4 protein-coding genes are annotated in these 22556 nt (G+C 72.3%); all 4 read left to right on the top strand.

Going from position 1 to position 22556, the window contains the following annotated elements:
- The first annotated feature begins 208 nt into the window (after positions 1–208).
- The 4 genes from KZ813_RS03150 to KZ813_RS03135 all read left to right on the top strand — a co-directional run bounded on the left by KZ813_RS03150 (position 209) and on the right by KZ813_RS03135 (position 21183).
- Complete coding sequence (locus tag KZ813_RS03150) at positions 209–1885, top strand: ShlB/FhaC/HecB family hemolysin secretion/activation protein (protein ID WP_219753529.1); 1677 nt, start codon at positions 209–211, stop codon at positions 1883–1885.
- On the top strand, positions 1873–17436 hold the full coding sequence (locus tag KZ813_RS03145; protein WP_219753528.1) for a two-partner secretion domain-containing protein: 15564 nt from the start codon (positions 1873–1875) through the stop codon (positions 17434–17436). Before KZ813_RS03150 ends, KZ813_RS03145 begins: the two co-directional genes overlap by 13 nt.
- Positions 17433–17684, top strand: a complete 252-nt coding sequence (locus tag KZ813_RS03140) for a hypothetical protein (protein ID WP_219753527.1) — start codon at positions 17433–17435, stop codon at positions 17682–17684. The genes KZ813_RS03145 and KZ813_RS03140 overlap by 4 nt, the downstream gene beginning before the upstream one ends.
- Positions 17685–17823: 139 nt before the next feature.
- Positions 17824–21183: a hemagglutinin repeat-containing protein gene (locus KZ813_RS03135; RefSeq protein WP_219753526.1), complete on the top strand. Its 3360-nt coding sequence runs from the start codon at positions 17824–17826 to the stop codon at positions 21181–21183.
- Positions 21184–22556: the final 1373 nt, after the last annotated feature.

Raw genomic sequence — 22556 nt, 5'->3', positions numbered from 1 at the left:
TAGGATACATGGTTATCTAGTTCCTACCTAAGTTCACTTAAGTGGATGTTGGCGTTTCTGAGCCACTCGTTCACTTGCAACGTTCCTTGCTTGTTCTATGCACGTGGCACCGCGGCAGCGGCTTCGACTCGGATGACTGGCAAGCCATGAATATCATTGCACATCTACTTGCCCTTGGTTGGCGGGCCTGCCGCCGGACACCGGTGCGATGATGGCTCTCGTCGCGCTGGCGACGATCGTCGCGACCGTGGCAGGGCCCGCCGCTACCAAGGAGATCCGGCCGCCGTCCACGGCGAACGACCACGCGCCGTCGCCGGGGGATGCGATCGACCGCGACGCGGCGCGCCGCGCCGCCGAGCGGCAGGCGGCCGAGCGTGCCGAGCGCGAGCGCGGCGGGCTGAGTCAGCTCGCCGCCGCGCCCTACGAGCGCGCCGCGACGCTGCCGGTCGAGACGCCGTGTTACCCGATCCGCCGCGTCGACGTGACGGGCGCGGACGCGGCGCGGCTCGGCTGGGTGCGCCGTCACGTCGTCCGTTACGTCGGCCAGTGCGTCGGCGCGGGCGGGCTCGACGTGATCCTGCGCGGGCTCGAGGGGGCGTTCCTGCGGCGCGGGCTCACGACCACGCGCGCCGGGCTGCCCGCTCAGGACATGAGCGCGGGTACGCTGCGGCTGGTGGTCGTGCCCGGCCGAGTCGCCGGTTTCACGGGCGAGCGGGCAGTGCGGGCGTGGCGCCACGCGTTTCCGCGCGGCAGCGGCGACCTGCTGACGCTGCGCGCGCTCGAGCAGGGGCTGGACCAGATGCGCCGCGTGCCCGGCCGCGAGGTCGCGGTCGACCTTCGCCCGGGGCCGCGGCCCGGCGACTCGCTGGTCGACGTCGCGGTGCGCGACCCGTGGCCGCTGTCGGCCGCACTCTCGGTCAACGATTACGCCGGCGAGACGCTCGGCCATTGGCAGGGCGCGGCGCAGGTGAGCACGCTCGACCTGCTCGGCCTCTCCGAGGTGGCGACGCTGTCGCTCAACAGCCGCCTGCGCAGCCCCGCGCTGCCCGCGGACAGCCGCAGCACCGGGCTGAGCCTGGCGGTGCCGTTCGGCTGGTGGGCGTTCGGCGGCAGCGCGCTGCGCAGTCGTTACGGCCAGCGCGTCGTCGGCGAGGTGGCGACCTTCGACACCAGCGGGCGGCTGGCCGCGGTGTCGGGCTGGGCCGAGCGCGTCATCTGCCGCGACCGCGCCTCGCGTACCGCGCTACGGGCGACGCTGCAGCGGCGCTGGGGCCGCAGCGCGATCGACGGCGTCGAGATCGGACTGCAGCACCAGGATCTCACCGACGTCGCGCTGGCGCTCAGCCATCGCCAGCAGCTGCGCCGCGGCCAGCTCGACGTCGAGGTCGCGCGCCGTCAGGGTGTGCCGTGGCTCGGCGCGCAACCCGAGCCGGCGACACGCCCGCGCGTGCTGCCGACCGCACGCTACCGGTTGACGACGTTCGACCTCGCGGCCAGCGCGGAGCTCGGCGGCACGATCGGCTATCACGCCGCGCTGCACGCGCAGCTCAGTCGCCGGGCGCTCTACGGCTCGGACGAGATCGCGGTCGGCGGGCCGTTCACGGTGCGTGGCTATCCCGGGCAGCGCGCGCTGATCGGGCGATCGGGCTGGTTCCTGCGGCAGGAGCTGAACGCGCGGGTCGGGACAGGGCTGATGCCCTATCTGCTCGCCGATACGGGGCGGGTGCGCGGCGCACGCGGGCGCCCCGCCAGCCTCGGGGGCGGCACCCACGCGCATGTGCTGAGGACCGAATTCGACACCTGGGTGGCGCTGCCGCTGAGCGCGCGCACGCGGCTGGGTGCGCGCTCGGCGCTGCTGGGGCTGAGCGCAGGGTGGTCGCTGTGACGCGCGGGCTGGCAACCGCGGCGTGGCGATGGCTCGACCGCGTGCTGCGCGCCGCGCTGATCGCGTCGCTGGTGAGCGGCCCGATCGCGGCGCAGGTGACGCCCGGCGGCCAGCACGCGCCGACGCTCGACATGGCGGCGAACGGCACGCCAGTGGTGAAGATCAACGCGGCCAACGGCGCCGGGGTGAGCCACAACACCTACGACCGGTTCGACGTCGAGAAGCGCGGGCTGATCCTCAACAACAGCGCCGAGATCACCACCACGAAGTTGGCCGGCTATGTCGACGGCAACCGCAACATCAAGCAGAGCGGCCCCGCGCATCTGATCCTCAACGAGGTGGTGAGCGGCGCGCCGTCGCGGCTGGCGGGCTATGTCGAGGTGGCGGGCACGCCGGCCCAGGTGGTGATCGCGAACGCCCAGGGGATCAGCTGCGCGGGCTGCGGCTTCATCAACGCGCCGCAGGTGACGCTCACCAGCGGCCAGCCGTTCTGGTCTCCGGGCGGCGCGGTCACCGGCTATGCGGTGGAGCGCGGGGCGGTCACGATCGAGGGCGCGGGGATGGACGCGCGCGACGCGCAGGTCGGGCTGTTCGCGCGCGCCGTGGCGATCAACGCGGGGATCTGGGCGGATCGTGTCGCGGTGAGCGGCGGCGCCGCGGACGTGATGCTCGCCACCGACGGTGTCACGAATGCGGTCGCGACCGCGCGCGCGCTCCCCGCCGGCGCCAAACCGCCCCCCACGCTCGCGATCGACGTGGCCGCGCTGGGCGGCATGTATGCGCGCTCGGTGCGGCTGATCGGCACCGAGGCGGGGCTGGGCGTGCGCGTCGACGGCACGCTGGCGAGCCTCGAGCAGGGCTATATGGTCTCGAGCGCGGGCGACCTGCTGGTCGGTGGTACCGCGAAAGCGCACGGCCAGGCGACGTTGCTGGCGGCGGGCGACACGCGGCTGACCGGCACGGTCTATGGCGGTGACGGGGTGACGCTCGGCGCCGGTTGCACGCTTACCAACACGGGGTTGGTCGGCTCGGGCGCCGAGGTGACGATGCTGGCGCCGCGCATCGTCACTAGCGGCACGGTCGCGGCAGGTCTGCGTGCCGACGGCACATTTGGGTCGACAGGGGACGTGCACGTCGCCGCCGCGCGTGACGCGGTGCTGGGGGGGCAGATCGATGCGCCGGGCAGGCTGGCGCTCGACGCCGACCGTCTCGCGCTGTCGGGCATGCTCAGCGCGGGGAGCGCGCAGCTGCGCGCCGCCACGATCGAGCAGGCTGCGACGGGGCAGCTGTCGCTTCGCCGCGCGCTGGATGTCGCCGGGCAGCGGCTCGACCTCGCCGGCGCGATCACGGCGGACAGCGTCAGCGCGACCGGGGATACGCTGGCCGAGCATGGCAGCTGGCGCGCGGCGGGGGCGATGAGGCTCACGCTAAGCGACCGGCTCGACAATGACGGGACGATCGCCGCAGGCGGCGCCATGGCGCTCACCGCGGGCGCGATCGACAACACGGGCGCGCTGCTGAATACCGGCAAGCTGCTCCGCCTCGACGCGCGCGGCGACATCGCGGGCAAGGGCATGATCGCTGGCCAAGGCGCGGTGGCGCTCGCCGCGGGGTCGCTCGACCTCACCGGCGGGACGCTGCGCGCCGGCGACGCGCTCGATGTCGGCGTGACGGGCGCACTCGCCGCCGGCGCGGGCGGTACGATCGCGGCGGGCGGCGCGGCGACGATCAGCGGCGGCGCGGTTGACCTCGCCGGGGCGACGCTCACCGCCGACCGGATCGCGCTCACGGCCGACACGCTGTCACTCGCGGGCGGCCAGATCGCGGCGAGCGGGGCGGCCGCGTCCAAAATCGCGGTGCGCGGGCTGCTCGACGGCGACGGCGGCACGATCCGGCTCAATGCCGGCGATGCCGCGATCTCCGCCGGTGCGCTCTCGCTTGCCCATGGCACGATCGCGCATGCCGGTACCGGGGCGCTGACGCTCGACGTCGCGGGCGCGCTCGCGGCACCGGACGCCACGATCGCGAGCGCGGGAACGCTCGCGCTCGGCGCGGGCGACGTGGCGGCGGACGGCGCGACGATCAGCGGCGCGTCCGCGCTCGCGCTCGAGGCCGGGGCGGTGAGCGCGCGCGGCGCGACGCTGGCGAGCGGCGGCGCGATGACGTTGCGCCTCGACGCGCTCGATCTGGGTGAGGGCACGCTGCGCGCGGGGACGCTCGCCGCGCGGGTGGCGGGTGACTGGGCGGGCGCGCACGGCACGATCGCGGTGACCGGCGCGGCGCAGGTCGCGGCGGGTGCGATCGACTGGAGCGGCGCGGCGGTGAGTGCCGACACGCTGGGGCTCGATGCCGCCGCGCTCACGCTAGCCGGCGGGCAGCTGGGGACGAGCGGCAGCGGCGAGGCGCGGCTGGCGGTGACGGGCGTGCTCGACAATACCGGCGGGGCGATCCTGCTCGGCGGGCAGGACGCGGCGATCACGGCCGGCGCGCTCGACAATGTCGGCGGGGCCATCGCGCATGCGGGCGCGGGCACGCTGTCGCTGCATGTCGGTGACACGCTCGACATGCGCGCGGGGCTGATCGCGAGCGGCGGCGCGCTCATGCTCGACGCCGACCGGCTGGCCGCCGCGGCGGGCACGATCGACGGCGCGACGGGAATGGCGATCACGGCGCGCGATGTGGCGGCGCACGGCGCGACGCTGCGCTCCGGCGGCGCGGGCATTGTTCGATCCGCGTCCTTGGACCTCGGCGAGGGCGTGGTCCGCGTCGCCGGTCCGCTGGATGTAGCGGTCGACGGCCTCTGGCAGGCAGCCGCGAGCGTGATCGCGGCGGGCGGTGCGGCGACGCTGCGCGCCGGGAAGCTCGACCTCGCCGGCGCCACGCTGGAGGCGGGCGCGCTGGCGCTCGACGCCGGTGCGCTGCGGCTCGACGCGGCGCAGCTCATCACCGCGGGGGCGGGCGATGACCGGATCGCGGTGGACGGCACGCTGCGCGGCGTGGGTGCGGCGCTGCGGCTCGGCGGAGAGAAGGCGACGGTCGACGCGGGGGCGCTCGCGCTGGCCGACGCGACGATCGACCATGCCGGGACCGGCCAGCTCGGGCTGAGCGCGGCGGGTGGGCTCGACCTGACCCGCGCGCGCGTGACGAGCGACGGGACGCTGTCGCTGAACGCGGGTTCGATCGCGGCGGATCGCGCCGTGCTGGGCGGGGCGACCGGACTGACGATCGCGGCGCGCGGCGCGATCGGCGCGACGCAGGCGCAGCTCGTCAGCGGGGGGGCGCTGGCGCTCGACGCCGGATCGATCACCGCGCCCGCGGCGGTGCTGGCGGGCGCGACCGGGCTCACGCTCCGCGCCGACGTGCTGGCGGCGCCGGGCGCGACGCTGGTGAGCGCGGGCGCGATGGAACTCGACGTCGGCGCGCTCGATCTCGGCGCGGGTCGGCTCAGCGCGGATCGCCTCACCCTCGACGCGGGCACGGCCGGGCTGGCCGACGCGACGCTGGTGACGACCGGCAGCGCGCCGAGCGCGCTCACGGTGAACGGGCTGCTCGACCTGCGCGGCGGCACCGTCCAGCTCGCCGGCGACGACGCGACGATCCGGGCCGGCGCGCTCGACGCGCGCGCGGGCGTGATCGACCATCGCGGCGCGGGCACGCTGGCGATCGGCGTCGCGGGCGGGCTGGCGAGCGACGACGCCACGATCGCGAGCGCTGGCCGGCTCGCGATACGTGCCAGCGCGGTGAGCGCGACTGGCGCGACGCTAGTCGGCGGCGCGGCGTTGACGCTGGCGACCGGCGCGCTGGCGGCGGACGGCTCGACGCTCGGGGTGAGCGGGGCGGGGCCGCTGCGGCTCGACGTCGCCGAGGGGCTGAGCGCGCGCGGCGCGACGCTGGTGAGCGGCGGCGCGCTGGTGGCACAGGCCGCGGCGCTCGACCTCACCGCCGCGCACGTCGCGGCGCGCGGCGGAGCGCTCGCGCTCGGCGCGTTCGCGACGGCGGGAGAGGGGGCGGGCATGCTCCGGCTCGGCGGTGCGACGCTGACGGGTGCGGACACGGTCGATCTCGTCGCCACGCACATCATCGACGCCGACGGTGCGGCATTGGCGGGCACCGCGGCCATGACGCTGCGCGCGGGCGATGCGATCGGTGCGCGCGAGGCGACGCTGCAGAGCGGCGGTGACCTCGGCCTGTTCGCTGGCAGCGCGATCGACGCGACGGCGGCGACGCTGCGCGCGGGCGGCACGCTCGCGGTGGCCGCCCCGCGGGTCACGCTCGATCGCGCCGACATCGGCGCCGCGGCGCTCGACGTCGCCGCGGGCTCGCTCGCGCTAGGCCGTGCGCGCGTGGCGGTGACCGGCGCGCTCGCGCTCGCCAGCGACGGCACGATCGACCTCGGCGGCACGCTGCTGCGCGGCGACGGCCGCGACATGAGCGTGCGCGCGCGGCGGCTGATCACCGCGGGTGGGCAATTGCTCCACGGCGGCGACGGCACGCTCAGCGTCACGGTCGGCGAGGCGTTGGACGATAGCGCCGGCCTGATCGCTGGCGCGGGCGACGTCGCGGTGCGTGGCGGCGACCTCGCACTGGCGGGTGGGACGATCTCGGCACGGCGTGATCTCGCGCTGGACGCCGGCGACGCCGCGATCGGCGCGGCGGGCGGGCGACTGCTCGCCGGCGGCGCGCTCGCGCTCAGCGGCGGGGCGCTCGACCTCACCGGCGGGACGATCGCGGCGGGCGACACGATCGACGCGCGGCTGGGCGCCCTCACCGGCGCGAAGGCAAGGATCGAGTCGAGCGGCGGCGCGGTCGCGCTCGCGGTCGCACGCGGCCTCGCTCTGTCGGGCGGTACGATCGCCGCCGCGCGGGAACTGGGCCTCGGCGCCGACGGGTTCGCGCTCGACGGCGCCACGCTGGGCGCGGGCACCACGCTGGCGATCGACGCTGGCGCCGGCGGGGTGGACGCCCGCGGCGCCACGCTCGCGGCGCCGGCGCTGCGGCTCGTCAGCGCCGGCGACGTCGCGTTGGGTGACGGCCGCATCGGCGCGACCCGGCTCGATATCACGGCGCGCTCGCTCACCAGCGACGGTGCGATCGTGGCACGCGACGCGGGCGTGATCACGACGGATGCCATGCTCCACAACACCGGGCTGATCGAGGCGAGCGCGGGGACGCTGGCGATCCGCGCCGGCGCGCTCGACCAGCGCGGCGCGATCGCCGCGTTGGGCGGCGGGCTGACGCTCGCGGTCGGCGGCGCGCTCGACCAGGCGGCCGACGCGGTCATCACCGCGCGCGACACGCTCGATCTCGCCGCGGGCACGCTGACCAATAAGGGCGAGCTCAGCGGCACGCGCGTGGTCGCGCGGGTCGACGGCGCGGCCAGCAACGCCGGCCTGATCGCCGGTCGCGCTGGGGTGGAGCTTGACGCGGGTGCACTGGTCAATGACGGAGCGATCGCGGCAGCGAACGATGCGGCCGCGGCGCTGCATGTCGCGCATGCGCTGGGCGGCCGTGGCGTCATCCAGGCCGGCGACGTCACGATCGAAGCGGGCACGGTCGGACTGACCGGCGGCACGCTCGCGGCGGCGCACGGTCTCGCGATCGGCGCGCGCGATGGTGACCTGGTGCTGAGCGGCACCGCGGTCGGCGCGGGTGAGGCATTATCGCTGACGGCGCGCGACACGCTGCGCGCCGATGGCGGCGCGCGGATCAGCGCCCCCTCGACCACGCTCGGCGCCCGGGCGGTGACGCTCGACCATGCGCTGCTCACGACCGACCGGCTCGCGCTCGACGCGACCGACCTCGGCGTGGTCGATGGCGCCGCACTGCTGGTGGCGAGCACCGACACGCTGCGGCTGCGGCTTGCGGGCACGCTCGACCTCTCGGGCGGGCGGTTCGAGACCGATGCCGCGACGCTCGATCTCAACGCCGGCCGGCTGGTCAATGACGGTGGCGCCTTGCTCCACCATGGCGACGCGCTCACGCTCCAGGCCGACACGGTAGCGAACGGCGGCGCGCTGCTGACCGAGGGCAGGTTGGCGCTGACCGCGCGGCGGGTGAGCAACGCCGGGACGATCGGCGCGGCCGCGGCGGCGGCGCTGGCGGTGAGCGAGGCGCTCGACAACCGCGGCACGATCGTGAGCGGCGGCGCGCTCACGGTAGGCGGCACGATCGACGCGGACGGCGTCGCGGGCGGGGCGCTGGCGCTGACGGGTGACGGGCGCTGGTCGGGGCGGGGCGGCGTGACGATCGCGGGGGCGAGCGCCGTGCTCGACGGCGCGACGATCGTCGCGGGCAGCGAGGTCCCCGGCGATGCCGCGGCGCTGACGCTGACGACCAGCGGAGGGCTGAGTGCGACGAGCGCGCGACTGTCGGCGACGGGCGACCTCGCGCTCGCGGGCGGCGCGGTCGATCTCACCCGCGCGATCGCGGCGGCACGTGGCGCGCTGCGCGTCGATTCCGGCGCCGCGCTGGTGACCGACACCGCGACGCTCGACGGCGCCACGCTGGCGCTGAGCGCTGGCGACCTGACCAACCGCGGCGGCACGTTGCTCGGCCGCGGCGGGGTGGCGGTGACCGCGCGCGGCACCCTGCTCACCACCGGCGTGATCCAGGCCAACGCGGGTGACCTCGCGCTGCATGCCGGCGCGCTCGACAATGACGGCGCGATCGGCGTGGTGGGGCCCGGCGCGCTGAGCCTGACCGTCGACGGCGGGCTCACCGATCGCGCCGCCGGGCTGATCGCGGGCGGCGGACGGATCGACGCGCGCGCGGGCAGCCTCGCCAATGCCGGCCGGATCAGCGCGGGCGGGGCGCTGGCCCTCGCGATCGACGGCGACGCGGCGAACGACGGCAAGCTGCTCGCCGGCGGCGCGCTGACGCTGACCGCGACGACGCTCGCCAACGCGGGCACGATCGCGGCTCTAGGCGCCGATCCGCTGGGGCTTACCGTCACGCGTGGGTTGACGAGCGGCGGGACGATCGCGGGCGGTGGCGTGGTGACGCTCGACGCGGGCGCGATCGCGTTCAACGGCGGCATGGTGAGCGCGGGGACCGACCTCGCGATCACGGCGCGGGCGCAGGGGATCGACGTGGGGGCGACCACGGTCGCCGGCGGGCACGCGCTGGCGCTGGGCAGCGCCGCGGCGATCACCGCGCACGACAAGGTACAGCTGGTCACCGCGGGCGCCGCCACGGTCAGCGCCCCCGCGCTGAAGCTCGACGACGCCACGCTCGCCGCCGACACGCTGGCGCTTACCACCCACGATCTCAGCGTGACGCACGGGGCGCGGCTGCTGGTGAGCGGTACGGCGCCGCTCGCGCTCGATCTCGCGGGGACGCTCGACCTCTCGGGCGGCGCGCTCGAGACCAACGCCGGCGACCTGTCAGTCCACGCCGCGTCGCTCGTCAACGACGGCGGCCGGCTGGCGCATCACGGCCGCGGCGCGCTGACGCTCGCCGTCGCCGCGATCGACAATCGCGGCACCGTCACCACCGCGGGCGCGCTGGGGCTGACCGCGACCACGCTCGACAACGGCGGCACGCTCGCCGCCGCGCGCGACGCGACGCTGCTGGTGAGCGACCGCGCCAGCGACACGGGCACGATCGCGAGCGGCGGCGCGCTGACGTTGCGCGGCAGCAGCGACGGCGATGGCACCGGCGCGCTCGCGCTCAGTGGCGGCGGCATCGTCTCGGGCGCGACCGGGGTGACGATCGCGGCGCGCGCGGCGTCGCTCGACGGCGCGCGGCTGTTCGCGGGGCGCGCCGACGCCGACGCGCCCGCCGATCTGTCGCTGACCGTGACGGACGCGCTGCGCGGCGAGGAGGCGACCGTGGCGGCGACGGGCAGCGCGCGGCTGCGCGGCGCGAGCGTGGACCTGGCGAGCGCGCAGCTCGGCGCGCGGACGCTCGACATCGCCGCCACGTCGGGCGACCTGTCGCTCACCGGCGCGACCGCACAGGCACCCACGCTCGCGCTCGCCGCGACCGGGGCGATCGACGCGCGCAAGGCCACGCTCCGTGCCGACGCGCTGACGCTCGGCGCCGCCACGCTCGACAGCTCGGAGGGCACGATCGCGACGAGCACGCTGGCGGCGACGCTCGGCGCGCTGACCAACCGGCGCGGCACGATCACGGTCGCGGCGGCCGACCCGCTCGCGCTGACGCTCACCGGCGCGCTCGACAATCGCGGCGGCACGATCGCGACCGGCGCGAGCGACCTCAGTCTCCACGCCGCGACGATCGACGATACCGGCGGCACGATCATCCACGCCGGCACCGGCGCGCTGACGCTCGTCAGTGACGGCGCCTTCGGCAACAATGGCGGTACGATCCGCAGCAACGGCAGCTACAGCCTGATCGCGACCGGGCTCGACAATGACGACGGCACGATCGCGGGCGCGGCGGGCGTGCTGCGGTTGCGCGACAAGCTCTCCAACGTCGGCGGCAACGTGCTGGCGGCGGGCGCGCTGGATATCGACCCGGCGGTGATCGACAACCGCGCCGGCAAGATCGCGGGCGGCGGCCCGGTGACGCTGACGGGCGGCACGCTCGACAATCGCGGCGGGCGGATCCTCGGCGGCGACACGCTCAATGTCGCGCTGACCGGCGCGCTCGACAACCGCGGCGGCACGATCGCGGCGACCGGCGCGGCGCAGATCGGGGCGGGGGCGCTCAGCAACGCCAAGGGACTGGTCCATGCCGGGGGCGACCTCTCACTGACGATCGCTTCGATCGACAATGGCGGCGAGGTGTCGGCGGGCGGCTTGCTCGACGCCAAGGTGAGCGGTGCGATCAGCAACGGCAACGGCGTGATCCTGGCCGATCGGGTGACACTGGCCGCCGCATCGCTGAGCAACGCCGGCGGCAAGGTGATCGGGGCGAGCTTGCTGACCGTCACGACACGGGGCGCGATCACCAACACCAGCGGCGAGCTCGGCGGCGCCGGCACGGTCACGCTCGCGAGCACGTCGCTGCGCAACGGCGGCCATATCGCGGCAGACGACCTGACGATCAGCGCCAAGCCGCTGGCCGGTGTGAGTGATCGCGACGCGGGCATCGTACGCAACGACAAGGACGGGGTGATCTGGGCCGAGGGGCATGGCTCCGTCACCGCTACGACGGTAAACAATGCCGGCTCAATCGCAGCGGGGTCACAGCTCCGCCTGGATGCGACGACGATCGACAATGCGGCGGGTACGCTCGGCGCGGGAGACCGGCTCGACCTGCGCTTCACCAGCGCCGCGCTGGGCAAGCTGGTCGCGACCAACGATCTGGCGCTGACCACGTCGGGCGGCTGGAACAACGCCGCGGGTCAGACGATCAGCGCCGGGCGCAACCTGTTCCTCACCGTCCACGGCGACGTGACGAATGCCGGCACGATCCAGGCCGAAGGCGTCGCCACGGTGAGCGCCGACGGCGCGCTCGCCAATGCCAGCGGCGGCATCGTGCGCGCGCGCGGGCTCGACCTCTCGGCGGGCGGTGTGCTGAGCAACGACGGGCTGATCAGCGGGGGCACGGTCTCGCTCACCGCCGACCGGATCGAGAATACCGCTCACATCTACGGCGACGACCTGCTGCTGGTGACGCGCAGCACTGTACATAGCGAGCCCGACACCAGCGCGGGCGCGCTCGCCGGCGGCCCGGTCGGCGCGGGCGCGATCCGCAACATCGGCGATAAAGCGGTGATCGCGACGCGCTCGGGCAGCCTCACGCTGGTGACGCCAGGCGGCGTGGTCAACGGTGACGGCGCGCTGATCCACTCGGCGAAGGACATGATCATCGCCGGCAAGGTCCCCGGTGGCGACGGCGACTGGGGCAAGGCCGCGACGCTGACCAACAGCTCGGCGACGATTGAGGCGGTCGGCGACATCTCGATCATGGCCGACAAGGTGTTCAACGTGCGGACGTCGTTCGAGCTGCTCTCCGACACGAAGGAGACTGTCACAGTCTCGGCGTCTAAAGATAAAAAGCGTGTCAAAACGACAACGACTACCGACATCGAGACGCAAAGCTACAATGCCAGCGCCGCCAGCACGATTACAGCTAAGAACGTTACTATTAAGGGATCGTATCTGGCGAATTGGATATCGTCGATCATTTCCTCCGGTGCCTTACAGGCCTTCTCGGTAGGAGCTCAGGACATACGATCGCGCGACATCGATCGTATTACAACCACCAAGGTGCATAAGATCAATGAGATAAGACATTGCAAAGGTATTGTAATTACGTGCCACACGTGGATAATCGACGATCCCGCCAACGAGTCGACTACCAGCGATAAGACGACGGAGCTACTCGAACGCTTAGGTGCGCCGACGGTCGGTTTGACCTCGGTCACGATGGTAGCGGGCACGATAGAGAACCTCGTGGTCGGCGCCTCTCCGGGTGCGGCAGCGGCTTATGCGGCCAAGGTCAAAGCGGACTCCTCTGCTCCCGCTGTCCCGGCCGACACCCCCACCTCCGCAACCGCGCCCACGCACGATCCCTCCGCCGCCGCCTCTGCGCGCGCGATAGCGCCCGCGGCCGATGAAGTCGTCTCGGTGGCGACGGGCACCACCGGGACACATGAAGCACTCGTCACCACCGATGCGCGTGACGAGGTCCCCATCGTCGGCGCGCTCGCACTTGCTCGCCCCGAGCGGGCCGCTCGAAGCACTTCCGTCGCTGCCGCCGCTGTCGGCAGCCCGCGCGTGGTGGCGGCGGCCTCGCTCGGCGCACCCGCGGCGCCGCTGGCCGTCGCGGCGACCGCGGTCGGCGGCGGCACCCTCGCGATCAGCGCCGGGCGCGACATCAGCGTCGGCACGCTCGCCACACCGCGCCGCGCCGACGCGCGCCCCGACACGACGCCGTCGCTCGCCCACGTCGACCGCACCGGCTTCGACGTCGGCGCGCTGCCCGGCGCGGTAGCGCGCGCGCTGCCGCCGGCCGACGCCGACGCCGGCGTCGCGCTCGCGCCGGTCGGCGCCGCGTCGCGCTTCGCCGCGCCCCCGCTCGACGCGGGTGCCGCGCCGCACGCGCTCAGCGGCCTGCCGCCCTCGGTCGCGGCGCTGCTCGACGGCGCGGTCGGCGCGCGCGACCGCGCCGCCACCCCGGGGCTCAACTATCTGATCGAGCGTGACCCCGCTTACACCGACAAGCGCAACTTCCTCTCCAGCGACTATTTCCTCCAGCGCCTCCACTACGACCCCAGCCGCGTCGGGCAGCGGCTCGGCGACGGCGCCTATGAGCAGGCGCTCGTCGTGCGCGAGCTCCGCGCCCTCACCGGCGAGGGCCCGATCGGCGACGACGAGGCCGAGCGTCGCTACCGCGAACTGATGGACGCCGGCGCCGAATACGCCGAGGCCTATCATCTCGTCCCCGGCGTCGCGCTCTCCGCCGAGCAGATGGCGGCGCTCACCACCGATATCGTGCTGCTGGTCGAGACCGAGGTCGCCGGCCCCGACGGTCCGCGCCGCGTGCTCGCCCCCGTGGTCTATCTCGCGCACACCCACGCCGACGACCTAGACCATGCCGGCAAGCTGCGAGCCGGCGGCGACCTGCTGCGGGTGCGCACCGCCGACGAGCTCGCCCCGACGGGCACGCTGCCGACCAGCGTCGCCGCGCTCTACACCGACGCCGAGACGGTCGAGCGCGTCGCGCCCGTGACGCTTCCCGCGGGCGCGGCGATGGGCGGGATCAGCAGCGGCGGCACGATGACGCTGATCACCACCGGCGCGCTGGTCAACCAGGGCATGATCAGCGCGGTCGACGGCAGCGTGATCCACGCCGGCACCGATCTGACCAACAGCGGCGTGATCGACGGCGGCAAGGTCGCGTCGATCTCGGCGGTGCACGACGTGATCGGGACCGGCGGCGCGTTCAAGGGCGGCGACGTCGCGCTGTTCGCCGGCCACGACATGCTGCTCGACCCGGCCGCGTCGACGCGCCACGTCGCCACGGCATACGGCGACGGCATCGCGACGACGCAGTCCGGCAGCAGCGTCACCGCGACCGGCACGCTCACGGTCAGCGCCGGGCACGACATGGTCGCGCGCGGCGCCGACTTCAGCGCGGGCGGCCCCGCGACGATCGTGGCGGGCCATGACATCGACCTCGGCGCGAGCGTCGACCGCACGCAGCTGAGCGAGAGCGGCTATTCTCGCCACGGCCGCTGGAGCCGCACGAGCGACCAGGAGACCGCGAACGGCACGTCGGTGACCGCGGGCGGCAAGGTGACGATCGCGGCGGGTCTGACCGACAAGAGCGGGACGCTCTCGGTCGAGGGCGGGACGATCGGCTCGAGGAGCGACGACGTCGCGCTGTTCGGCGCGGGCGGGGTCGCGATCGTCGAGGCGCGCGAGCGCGGCACGAGCAGCGAGGACAAGACGCGGCGGGGCGGCGGGCTGTTCTCGTCGTCGCGCGCGACCAGCCACGTCGAGCGCAGCACCGACATGGCGGTCGACTCGGTGCTCGCGGGCCGTCACGTCACGATCGGGTCGTCGGACGGGAGCGTGCTGCTGCGCGGCGTGCAGGCCGGCGCGTTGGATTCGATCCAGATCTTCGCCCAAAGCGACGTCGCCGTGGTCGCGAGCGAGGATCGCGTCCATGCGGAGGGTTCGTCGAGCCGCCGCAAGAGCGGGCTGTCGCTCGGCGGCGACGGGCTGTTCCTGGGCAGCGCCGCGTCGCGGCAGCGCTGGGGCAGCGACACGGTCACGCACAACGGCGCGGCGCTGGTGTCGCGGACGGGGAACGTCCAGGTCGATGCGGGCGAGAAGCTGACCGTCAGCGGCAGCACGATCCACGGCGCGGACACGTCCGTGCTGTCCGGCAAGACGACGACGATCGAGGGCGTCGCGGACACGCGCACGCGCTGGGGTGACCGGCGCGACTCGTCGAGCGGGTTGCGGCTCGGCGCGTATGAGCATCTGAGCGGGGCGATCGACAGCGTCGCCGGCCTGCCGGGTCGGGTCGGGCGCGGTGCGGCGGGCGGGCTGGGCCAGGGCGTAGTGACGACCGCCTCGGAGGCGCTGCGGACGACACGTTCGCTGATGACCGCGGCGACGGACGCGGTGGGGGTCAGCGCCAGCCTCGGCAGCACGCATTCGGGCAGCCGCGAGGACGCGCGCGAGTCGCACGATGTCGGCGCGTCGGTGACGGGCGCGCATGTCGTGGTCGAGGCGCGCGAGGGCGACCTCACGGTGACGGGGTCGACGGTGCGGGGGACCGAGTCGGAGTCGCTCTCGACCGCCCGCGACCTGGTCCTGCGCTCCGGGCAGGACAGCGGCGAGCGGACCGGTTCGAGCTGGTCGAACGGGTACAGCCTGGGGTTGCGCGTCGGCGTCGGGCTGGCGGGGGCGACGAGTGCCGACGCCACGCTGGGGACGCGCGCGTCGCGGTCGCAGTCGGGCGAGCGTTCGGTACGGCAGGTCGACAGCGTCATCGACGGCGGTGCGCATCTGACGCTCCACGTCGGGCGCGACGCTCTCGTGCAGGGCGCGCAGGTCGGGGCGACGGACATGGATCTGTCGATCGCGCGCGACCTGGTCATCGCCAGCCCGCAGGACAGCCGCACGCAGTGGAGCCGCACGACAAGCGGCGGGGTGAGCGCGGGCGAGAGCAACACCGGGCCGACGCTGTCGGTCGACGTCGCGGGGGCGCGCCGGTCGGGCGAGTGGCGCGCGGTGAACGCGCCGAGCGGGATCGTGTCGCGCGGCGGCGCCGTGGCCGGGACGGTCGACGGGACGATCAGGCTCACCGGCGGCGTGCTGGCGGCGACGGACGGCGCCGGCCACGACAATGGCGAGCTGCGGCTGACGACGGGCGGGCTGGTGACGGGCGACGTGGTGAGCGGGTCGTGGTCGCGGGGTGGGTCGCTCGGTGTGGCGGGGTCGGCGAACGCGCCGACACGGCGCGGCGAGGCGGGCGGCGGGGTGCCGACGCTCGACGCGAGCGTGATGTCGAGCGAGCGGGTCGAGGTGATGCGCGCGACGCTGGGGCACGGCGCGGTGACGGTGCGGGACGACCCCGCCGGGGCGGCGCTGGCGGGGGTGAACCGCGATGTCGCGCGCACGCAGGCGGTAAGGCGCGACACGCGCAGCGGGCTGACGCTCGACCTCGACGTGGGCGCGGCGCGCGAGCTGGCGGCGGTGGTGCGCGGCAATACGGCGCATAGCGTGCTGGGGTCGACCGGGGCGGCGGTGGCGCGCGACCCGCTGGCGCTGCCCAGGGCGGCGGTGGAGGAGGTGCACGCGCTGTCGGATGGGGCGGCGGGGACGGGCGCGCTGGACGCGCTGCTGCGGCGGCTGACGCTCGACGTGGTCGGGCAGAAGGCGATCGCGCGCGGCGATGCGGCGCGCGCGGTGCGCGACTATGGCGGCGCGCCGGGCGAGGACCGGACGGCGGCGGGTGTGCGCGCGCGGCGCGAAGCGCGGATCCTGGCGGAGGCGGCGCGCCGCGGCGAGGACGTGACGGCGCTCGCGGCGCAGCTCGACGACGTGCGCTCGCCGCTGGGCCAGGCGCTGAGCGCGGACGCGGCGTGGATCGTGTTCGCGCGCGACCACCCCGAGGCGAGCGGTCCGGAGGCGCTGATCGCGGCGTCGGCGGCGGACGCGCGGCGCGGCGCGACGCGGACCGACGGCAGCGGCGAGGTCGCGGTCGCGGGCAAGACGACGTTGGGGACCCGCGCGGCGGACGCGGTGGTGGAGGCCAGCGCGTATCTGAACGAGCACCCGGTGGTGCGCGACGCGTTCGCTTATGGCCGCGCACTGCTGGCGGGCGGTCCGGCGGGCGTGGTGGTGAACTATGCGGTCGACCAGGGGGTGAGCGAGGCGCTGCGGCGTACCGGCTTGGGCGAGCGGCTCGGCGACGCGATGACGACGGTGGGCGGCTATGAATATGGCCTGCTGCGCGACGGCTCGCTACCGGCTGTGGCGACGGTGGACGAGCTGACCGCGGGTGGGGCCGACCGGTCGTACGCGCGCGACCTCACCTCGGGCACGATCGACCTGCTCGGCGTCGGTGGCGGCGGGATCGGCCTGGGGATCAAGAAGCTCGACGGGGTCGTCGGGCGCTCTGAGCGGGAGCTGGGTGGTGCGGCGAAGGACGCGGAGCGCAGCGCCGAAACGGTCGACGATCCCAAGCTGCTCGAAGGCTTTGAGGGCACCGCGGCGAGTCGGCGCTATGGGCGGGGCGTGGCGTCTTATGGTAACCTACCCCGGATCCAGAAAGGCGAACGGTGGCTCCGGGGGAGCGAGCGGAATGCGGCCAAGGTGCCGTTGCAGGTGGCGGAGAAGCTGGCTGGTCAGTCGTTCCGAAATTTCGACGAGTTCCGGCAGAAGTTTTGGATGACAGTCGCGGATGATCCGGTTTTGGTGAAGGAGTTTAGTTCTATAGACGTGTTTCAGATGAGAAATGGAAATGCTCCAAGTGTGAAACATTCCCAGGCATTGGGCGGAAGATTGAAGTACGAACTGGACCACAATATCGAAATAAAAGGCGGCGGTAACGTTTATGATATGGATAACATAATTGTTAGGAGCCCGTTAAACCATGTGAAAGGTAAGGCCAATCTATGAATATAGAAGATGAATTATTTTTCCTTGTTTCATCTTTAATGAAATTTCCTAGATCTGAAGAGGAAGATTATCAGATTACTAGCAGGATTAGCCAAATAAGCCCTGATCCTGCCTGGGTGGAGCATGTTTTTCATTCTCCGCAATATATGATAAATGATCAAACATTGGATGTGAATGCGGTAGTTTCTAAAATAATGAGCTACAAGCCGATCCAGCTTCCTGATCGAAGCAATGAGAAAATAGAATAAGCTGCCGTCTTGCGGCCCCATAATGATCGGTTTCGTTCTTTGACATTGTAAATGCACAAACCCCACCGCGACGGACGGCACGGGCCACGACAATTGCGAGCTACGGCCGACGACGGGCGGCGTCTAGCGCACCACCGACATGGCGGTCGCCCCGGTGCTCGCCGGACGCCACATCACGATCGGTTCGTCGGACGGCAGCGTGCTGCTGCGCGGCGCGCAGGCCGGCGCGGTGGATCCGATCCAGGTCTTCGCCAAGGGCGACGTCGACGTGGTCGCGAGCGAGAACCGCGTCCATGAGGAAGGCTCGTCGAGCAGCCACAAGAGCGGGCTGTCGCTCGGCGGCGACGGGCTGTTCCTCGGCAGCGCCTCGTCGCAGCAGCGCTGGGGCAGCGACTCGGTCACGCACAACGGCGCGGCGCTGGTGTCGCAGACGGGCGACGTTGAGATCAGGGCCGGCGGCAAGATCGACGTGCTCGGCAGCCGCATCGACGGCGCCGGGCCGACGGTGCTCTCGGGCCGCTCGATCCATGTCGGCGCGGTGATCGACACGAACGACAGCTGGGGCACGAGCCGGCAGTCGTCGGCGGGGCTGTCGCTGGGCGGGTCGTCGTCGCTGCTCAACGAGGTCGGCACGGTCGCGCGGATGGCAGGCGCCGGGTCGGGCGCGGCGCGCGACGGTGACTCCCGCACGGCGGTCGTGGCGGGGCTCGCGGGCGGGCTCGCCATCAGCAACGGGCTCGACGACGCGCGCGCGCTGAACGACATGCTGGGGAAGGGCAAGGGCGAGTTCGGCGTGTCGCTCCACGCGACGCTGGGGGTGTCGCGCAGCTCGTCGCGGACATCGTCGCACCGCGAGACGGTAGTGGGCAGCGACGTGGGCGGCGACACGGTGGTGCTGAGCGCCTCGGGCGACGGCCCGGGCTCGACGATCGACATCGCGGGCAGCGACGTCGGCGGGCGCCGCGGCACGGTGCTGAAAGCGCCGGGCAACATCACGGTCGAGGGCGTGGCGGCGCACGACAGCAGCAGCGGCAGCCAGCGCTCCTTCGGCGCCAGCCTGGGGGTGTCGGAGCAGCTCGGGCTCGGCCGGGGCGCGAACGGGACCGACCCGAGCCACCTGGTCGGCGCGCCGACGCTGAGCGCGGGGGTGAGCGGCTCGCACGGGAGCGAGCGCGAGGAGACGACGAGCTGGCGGACCGCGCATGTCGGTCGCGGCGGGCTGACGCGGGTGGAGAGCGACGCCACGGTGACGCTGGATGCCGGCCAGGTGGTGGGCGACCGGGTCGAGGTGAGCGCGGCCGACCTGGCGATCCGCAGCCGACAGGACAGCGCGAGCTATCGCTCGGACCAGCATGGCTGGTCGGTGAGCGGGTCGCTCGATGCCGCGGGGGTGGCGGGCGTGTCGGGCAACGTCACGGCGGCGCGGGCCAGCGGCACCTTCGCGAGCGTGCACGACCAGGCGGGGATCCACGCCGGGGCGGGGGGCTATGAGGTCGACGTCCGCCACTACACCCAGCTCGACGGCGGGGCGATCGAGTCGAGCGCGGCGCCGTCGCAGAACAGCTTCACGACCGGCACGCTAGGGTTCAGCGACATCCGGAACAGCGAGGCGTGGTCGAGCGGGCAGACGTCGTTCGGGGGCGGCGTGGGGCTGGGCGGGAGCGACGCGAGCGGGCGCGCGGTCTCGGGGCAGGGCGAGGTACCGGGCAGCGCGCGCGGTGGCGCCGGTCGGGTCTCGGCGGGGCTGCCGGTGGCGCTTTCGGCGGGCGGGTCGCAAGCGTCGGTGACGCGCAGCGCGATCTCGCCTGGGGCGATGACGGTGACGTCGGACGACCCGGCGAGCCAGCGGGCCGCGGCGGCGATCTCGCGTGATCCGGGCGCGGCCAATGCGCCGCTGGTGCGTGAGTTCGACGCCGACAAGCGTGCCGGGCTGGAGCGCGGCTTCGAGACGGTGCGCACGCTTGGGGTCGAGAGCACGACCTTCCTGGCGCACCGCGCGGACGACGATGCCAAGTGGCGCGAGGCGCATCCGGACGCCAAACCGTCGGAGAGCCCGTACGCGACCTGGGGCGCGGGCGGGACCGGTCAGCGCGTGATCACCGCGGCGATGGGCGCGGCGAGCGGCGACGTCGGGGGTTCGCTGGGCGGGTTGGTGCAGGGCGCGGCGGCGACGCTGGCGCAGGGATGGGCCACCGAGCGGGTCAAGTCGCTGGTGGGGAACGACGACGAGCATCCGGTGCTGCGCGCGCTGGCGCAGGGCGCGGTCGCGTGCGCGGGCAGCGTGGCCGGAGGGGGCTCGTGCGGCGGCGCGGCGCTGGGGGCCGCCACGAGCGTCGGGGTGCACGAGCTGCTGAAGACGGGCGCGACGCCCGCGGTGGACGCGGACGGCGAGCCGCTGACGCAAGCCGAGGCGCAGCGGCGTGACAACATCGTGGCGACGGTCGCGGGCGTGGTGACGGGCGCGGTCGGGCTCGACCCGGGCGCAGCGATCACCGGCGCGAAGGTCGAGACCGAGAATAATTCCACGCTCAAGGTGAACGGCAGGACGGTTCAGCCCGCGCATGGACCGCAGGTGCCCGCGACTGAGTTTGCGAGCAAGTACAAGAAGTATCTAACGGACCTTCGGCAGAGCGCGAGCCCGACCGATCAACGGCTCTATAAGGAAATTGTAGGCCAGTTTGGGGGGGATGAGGACAAAGCGGTCGAGTACCGCCGTCTCAGCGACGAAACGGTCAACAAGCTAGGGGGTCAAGACAGGGCGATCGAACTCGTCAACTCGGGCCTGAGCGCAGGCCAGGTGACGTACCTCGCCGATCATCCGGTCGAGTCCGACATCAGCCCGCTCGGCCTGCTCGCACGCCAGGTGGCGCAGCAATCGCCCGAGCAGTTGCAGGCGCTAGCTAACCTGCCGGGCGCCCACTTCTTTGGCGATCACACGGACGCGACACGCGAGATCGCCACGCTTTCACCGTTGCTCTCCGGAGAAAACGAGCCAGCTGCTCAGGCGGGATTGCTCGTCGGCGGTTGGGGTGCAATCGCCGTGGCGCCACTGATCGCGCCAGAGGGCGTTACACCACGCGTTGACTCTTATGGCGCGCTCGTGACCGAGCTGAAAGGAACAGGACTTCAAGCCAATCACCTGAATCAAAATGCGGCGTTTAAGAGCATGATCCCAAGGAACGAGGGGCTCGCAATCGCGATGCCTGGCAATGCTTTGGCAGAACCTGGATCACCTCATTACGAATTTCACGCATCTCTGGAGGGTTTTTGGAGCCCATACCGTAAGGGCGGCAATTTTTATGGTATGACGCCCACAAATGAACAATACAGTGCCGCCGTCGATAAAGCTTTAATTCAATCCGGTCTGTCCGCGACCCAAGCCAGAGATGTTGCTGGCCAGGCTGCTGATCAACGAACAAACTTTGGCCTCGTGCCATCTATGCCCGTGCCTCGCGTACCTGATAGGTTGCCTCAGACGAAAAATGACGCAGGAAATTGAGAATGCATAAAAATACCGTAGAGACTTTGAATAATCTTCGTAGCGTTGATTGGTTTAGGAATGTTGGTGTGCGCACTACGTGCTCAGCAGATATATTATCTTCTTGGGGCGAGGCTTTGGATAGCTGCAACTCACCCGAGTGGGAAAGAATATGCCTAGAAGCTGCAAACGACTATCGTGAAAGTGTAATGAAAAAAGACATTGGCGCATTTTCTAAATGGAACTTACTTGTAGCGTCTATTAAACCCGAGATTGAGTTACTAGTACAAGAAAAGACAAAAGACGTAATTCTAAAAAATAATCTTGATCCATGCTTTAAGAGTTCAGTCAATTGGGATATATTGCATTTATGCATGGAGGCGGAGCTATCTGACGTGCGGCCGCCAAGCTTCTATTCTAGCCAAGGTCAGTGGTATATAGAAGGCCACTTTCCCTGTGGGTGGGACGGCACATCCTTAAACAACGGCCGCCCCGTCATCTACTAGTCCACGAATAAGCAACGCGTCTTTAAAATAGTTCAAGAGGGGAGTGACAGCAAGCCGGTGACAATTGCCGGTCTGTGAGTGACGCCACGGTGACGCTGGATGCCGGCCAGGTGGTGGGCGAGCGGGTCGAGGTGAGCGCGGCGGACCTCGCGATCCGCAGCCGGCAGGACAGCGCGAGCTATAGCTCGGACCAGCACGGCTGGTCGGTGAGCGGGTCGCTTGATGCCGCGGGGGTGCCGGGCGTGTCGGGCAACGTCAGCGCGGCGCGGGCCAGCGGGACCTTCGCGAGCGTGCACGACCAGGCGGGGATCCACGCCGGGGCGGGGGGCTATCAGGTCGACGTCCGCCACCACACGCAGCTCGACGGCGGGGCGATCGAGTCGAGCGCGGCGCCGGAGCGCAACAGCTTCACCACCGGCACGCTGGGGTTCAGCGACATCCGGAACAGCGAGGCGTGGTCGAGCGGGCAGACGTCGTTCGGGGGCGGCTGGGGGGCGGGCGGAAGCGACGCGAAGGGGCAGGCGACCTCGGGGCAAGGCGAGGTGCCGGGCAGCGCGCGCGGCGGCGCGGGGCGGGTCTCGGCGGGGCTGCCGGTGGCGATGTCGGCGCGCGGATCGCAGACGTCGGTGACGCGCAGCGCGATCTCGCCCGGCATGCTGACGGTGACGTCGGACGACCCGGCGAGCCAGGTCGCGGCGGCGACGATCTCGCGGGACCCGGGCGCGGCGAACGCGCCGCTGGTGCGTGAGTTCGACGCCGACAAGCGCGCCGGGCTGGAGCGCGGCTTCGAGACGGTGCGCACGCTCGGGGTCGAGAGCACGACCTTCCTGGCGCACCGCGCGGAGGATGACGCCAAGTGGCGCGAGGCGCATCCGGACGCCAAACCGT

Origin of the sequence: Sphingomonas folli (assembly GCF_019429525.1) — a bacterium.
Classification (GTDB): domain Bacteria; phylum Pseudomonadota; class Alphaproteobacteria; order Sphingomonadales; family Sphingomonadaceae; genus Sphingomonas; species Sphingomonas folii.
The sequence above is the reverse complement of the archived record's forward strand: the minus strand, read 5'-3'. Positions and strand labels throughout refer to the sequence as shown.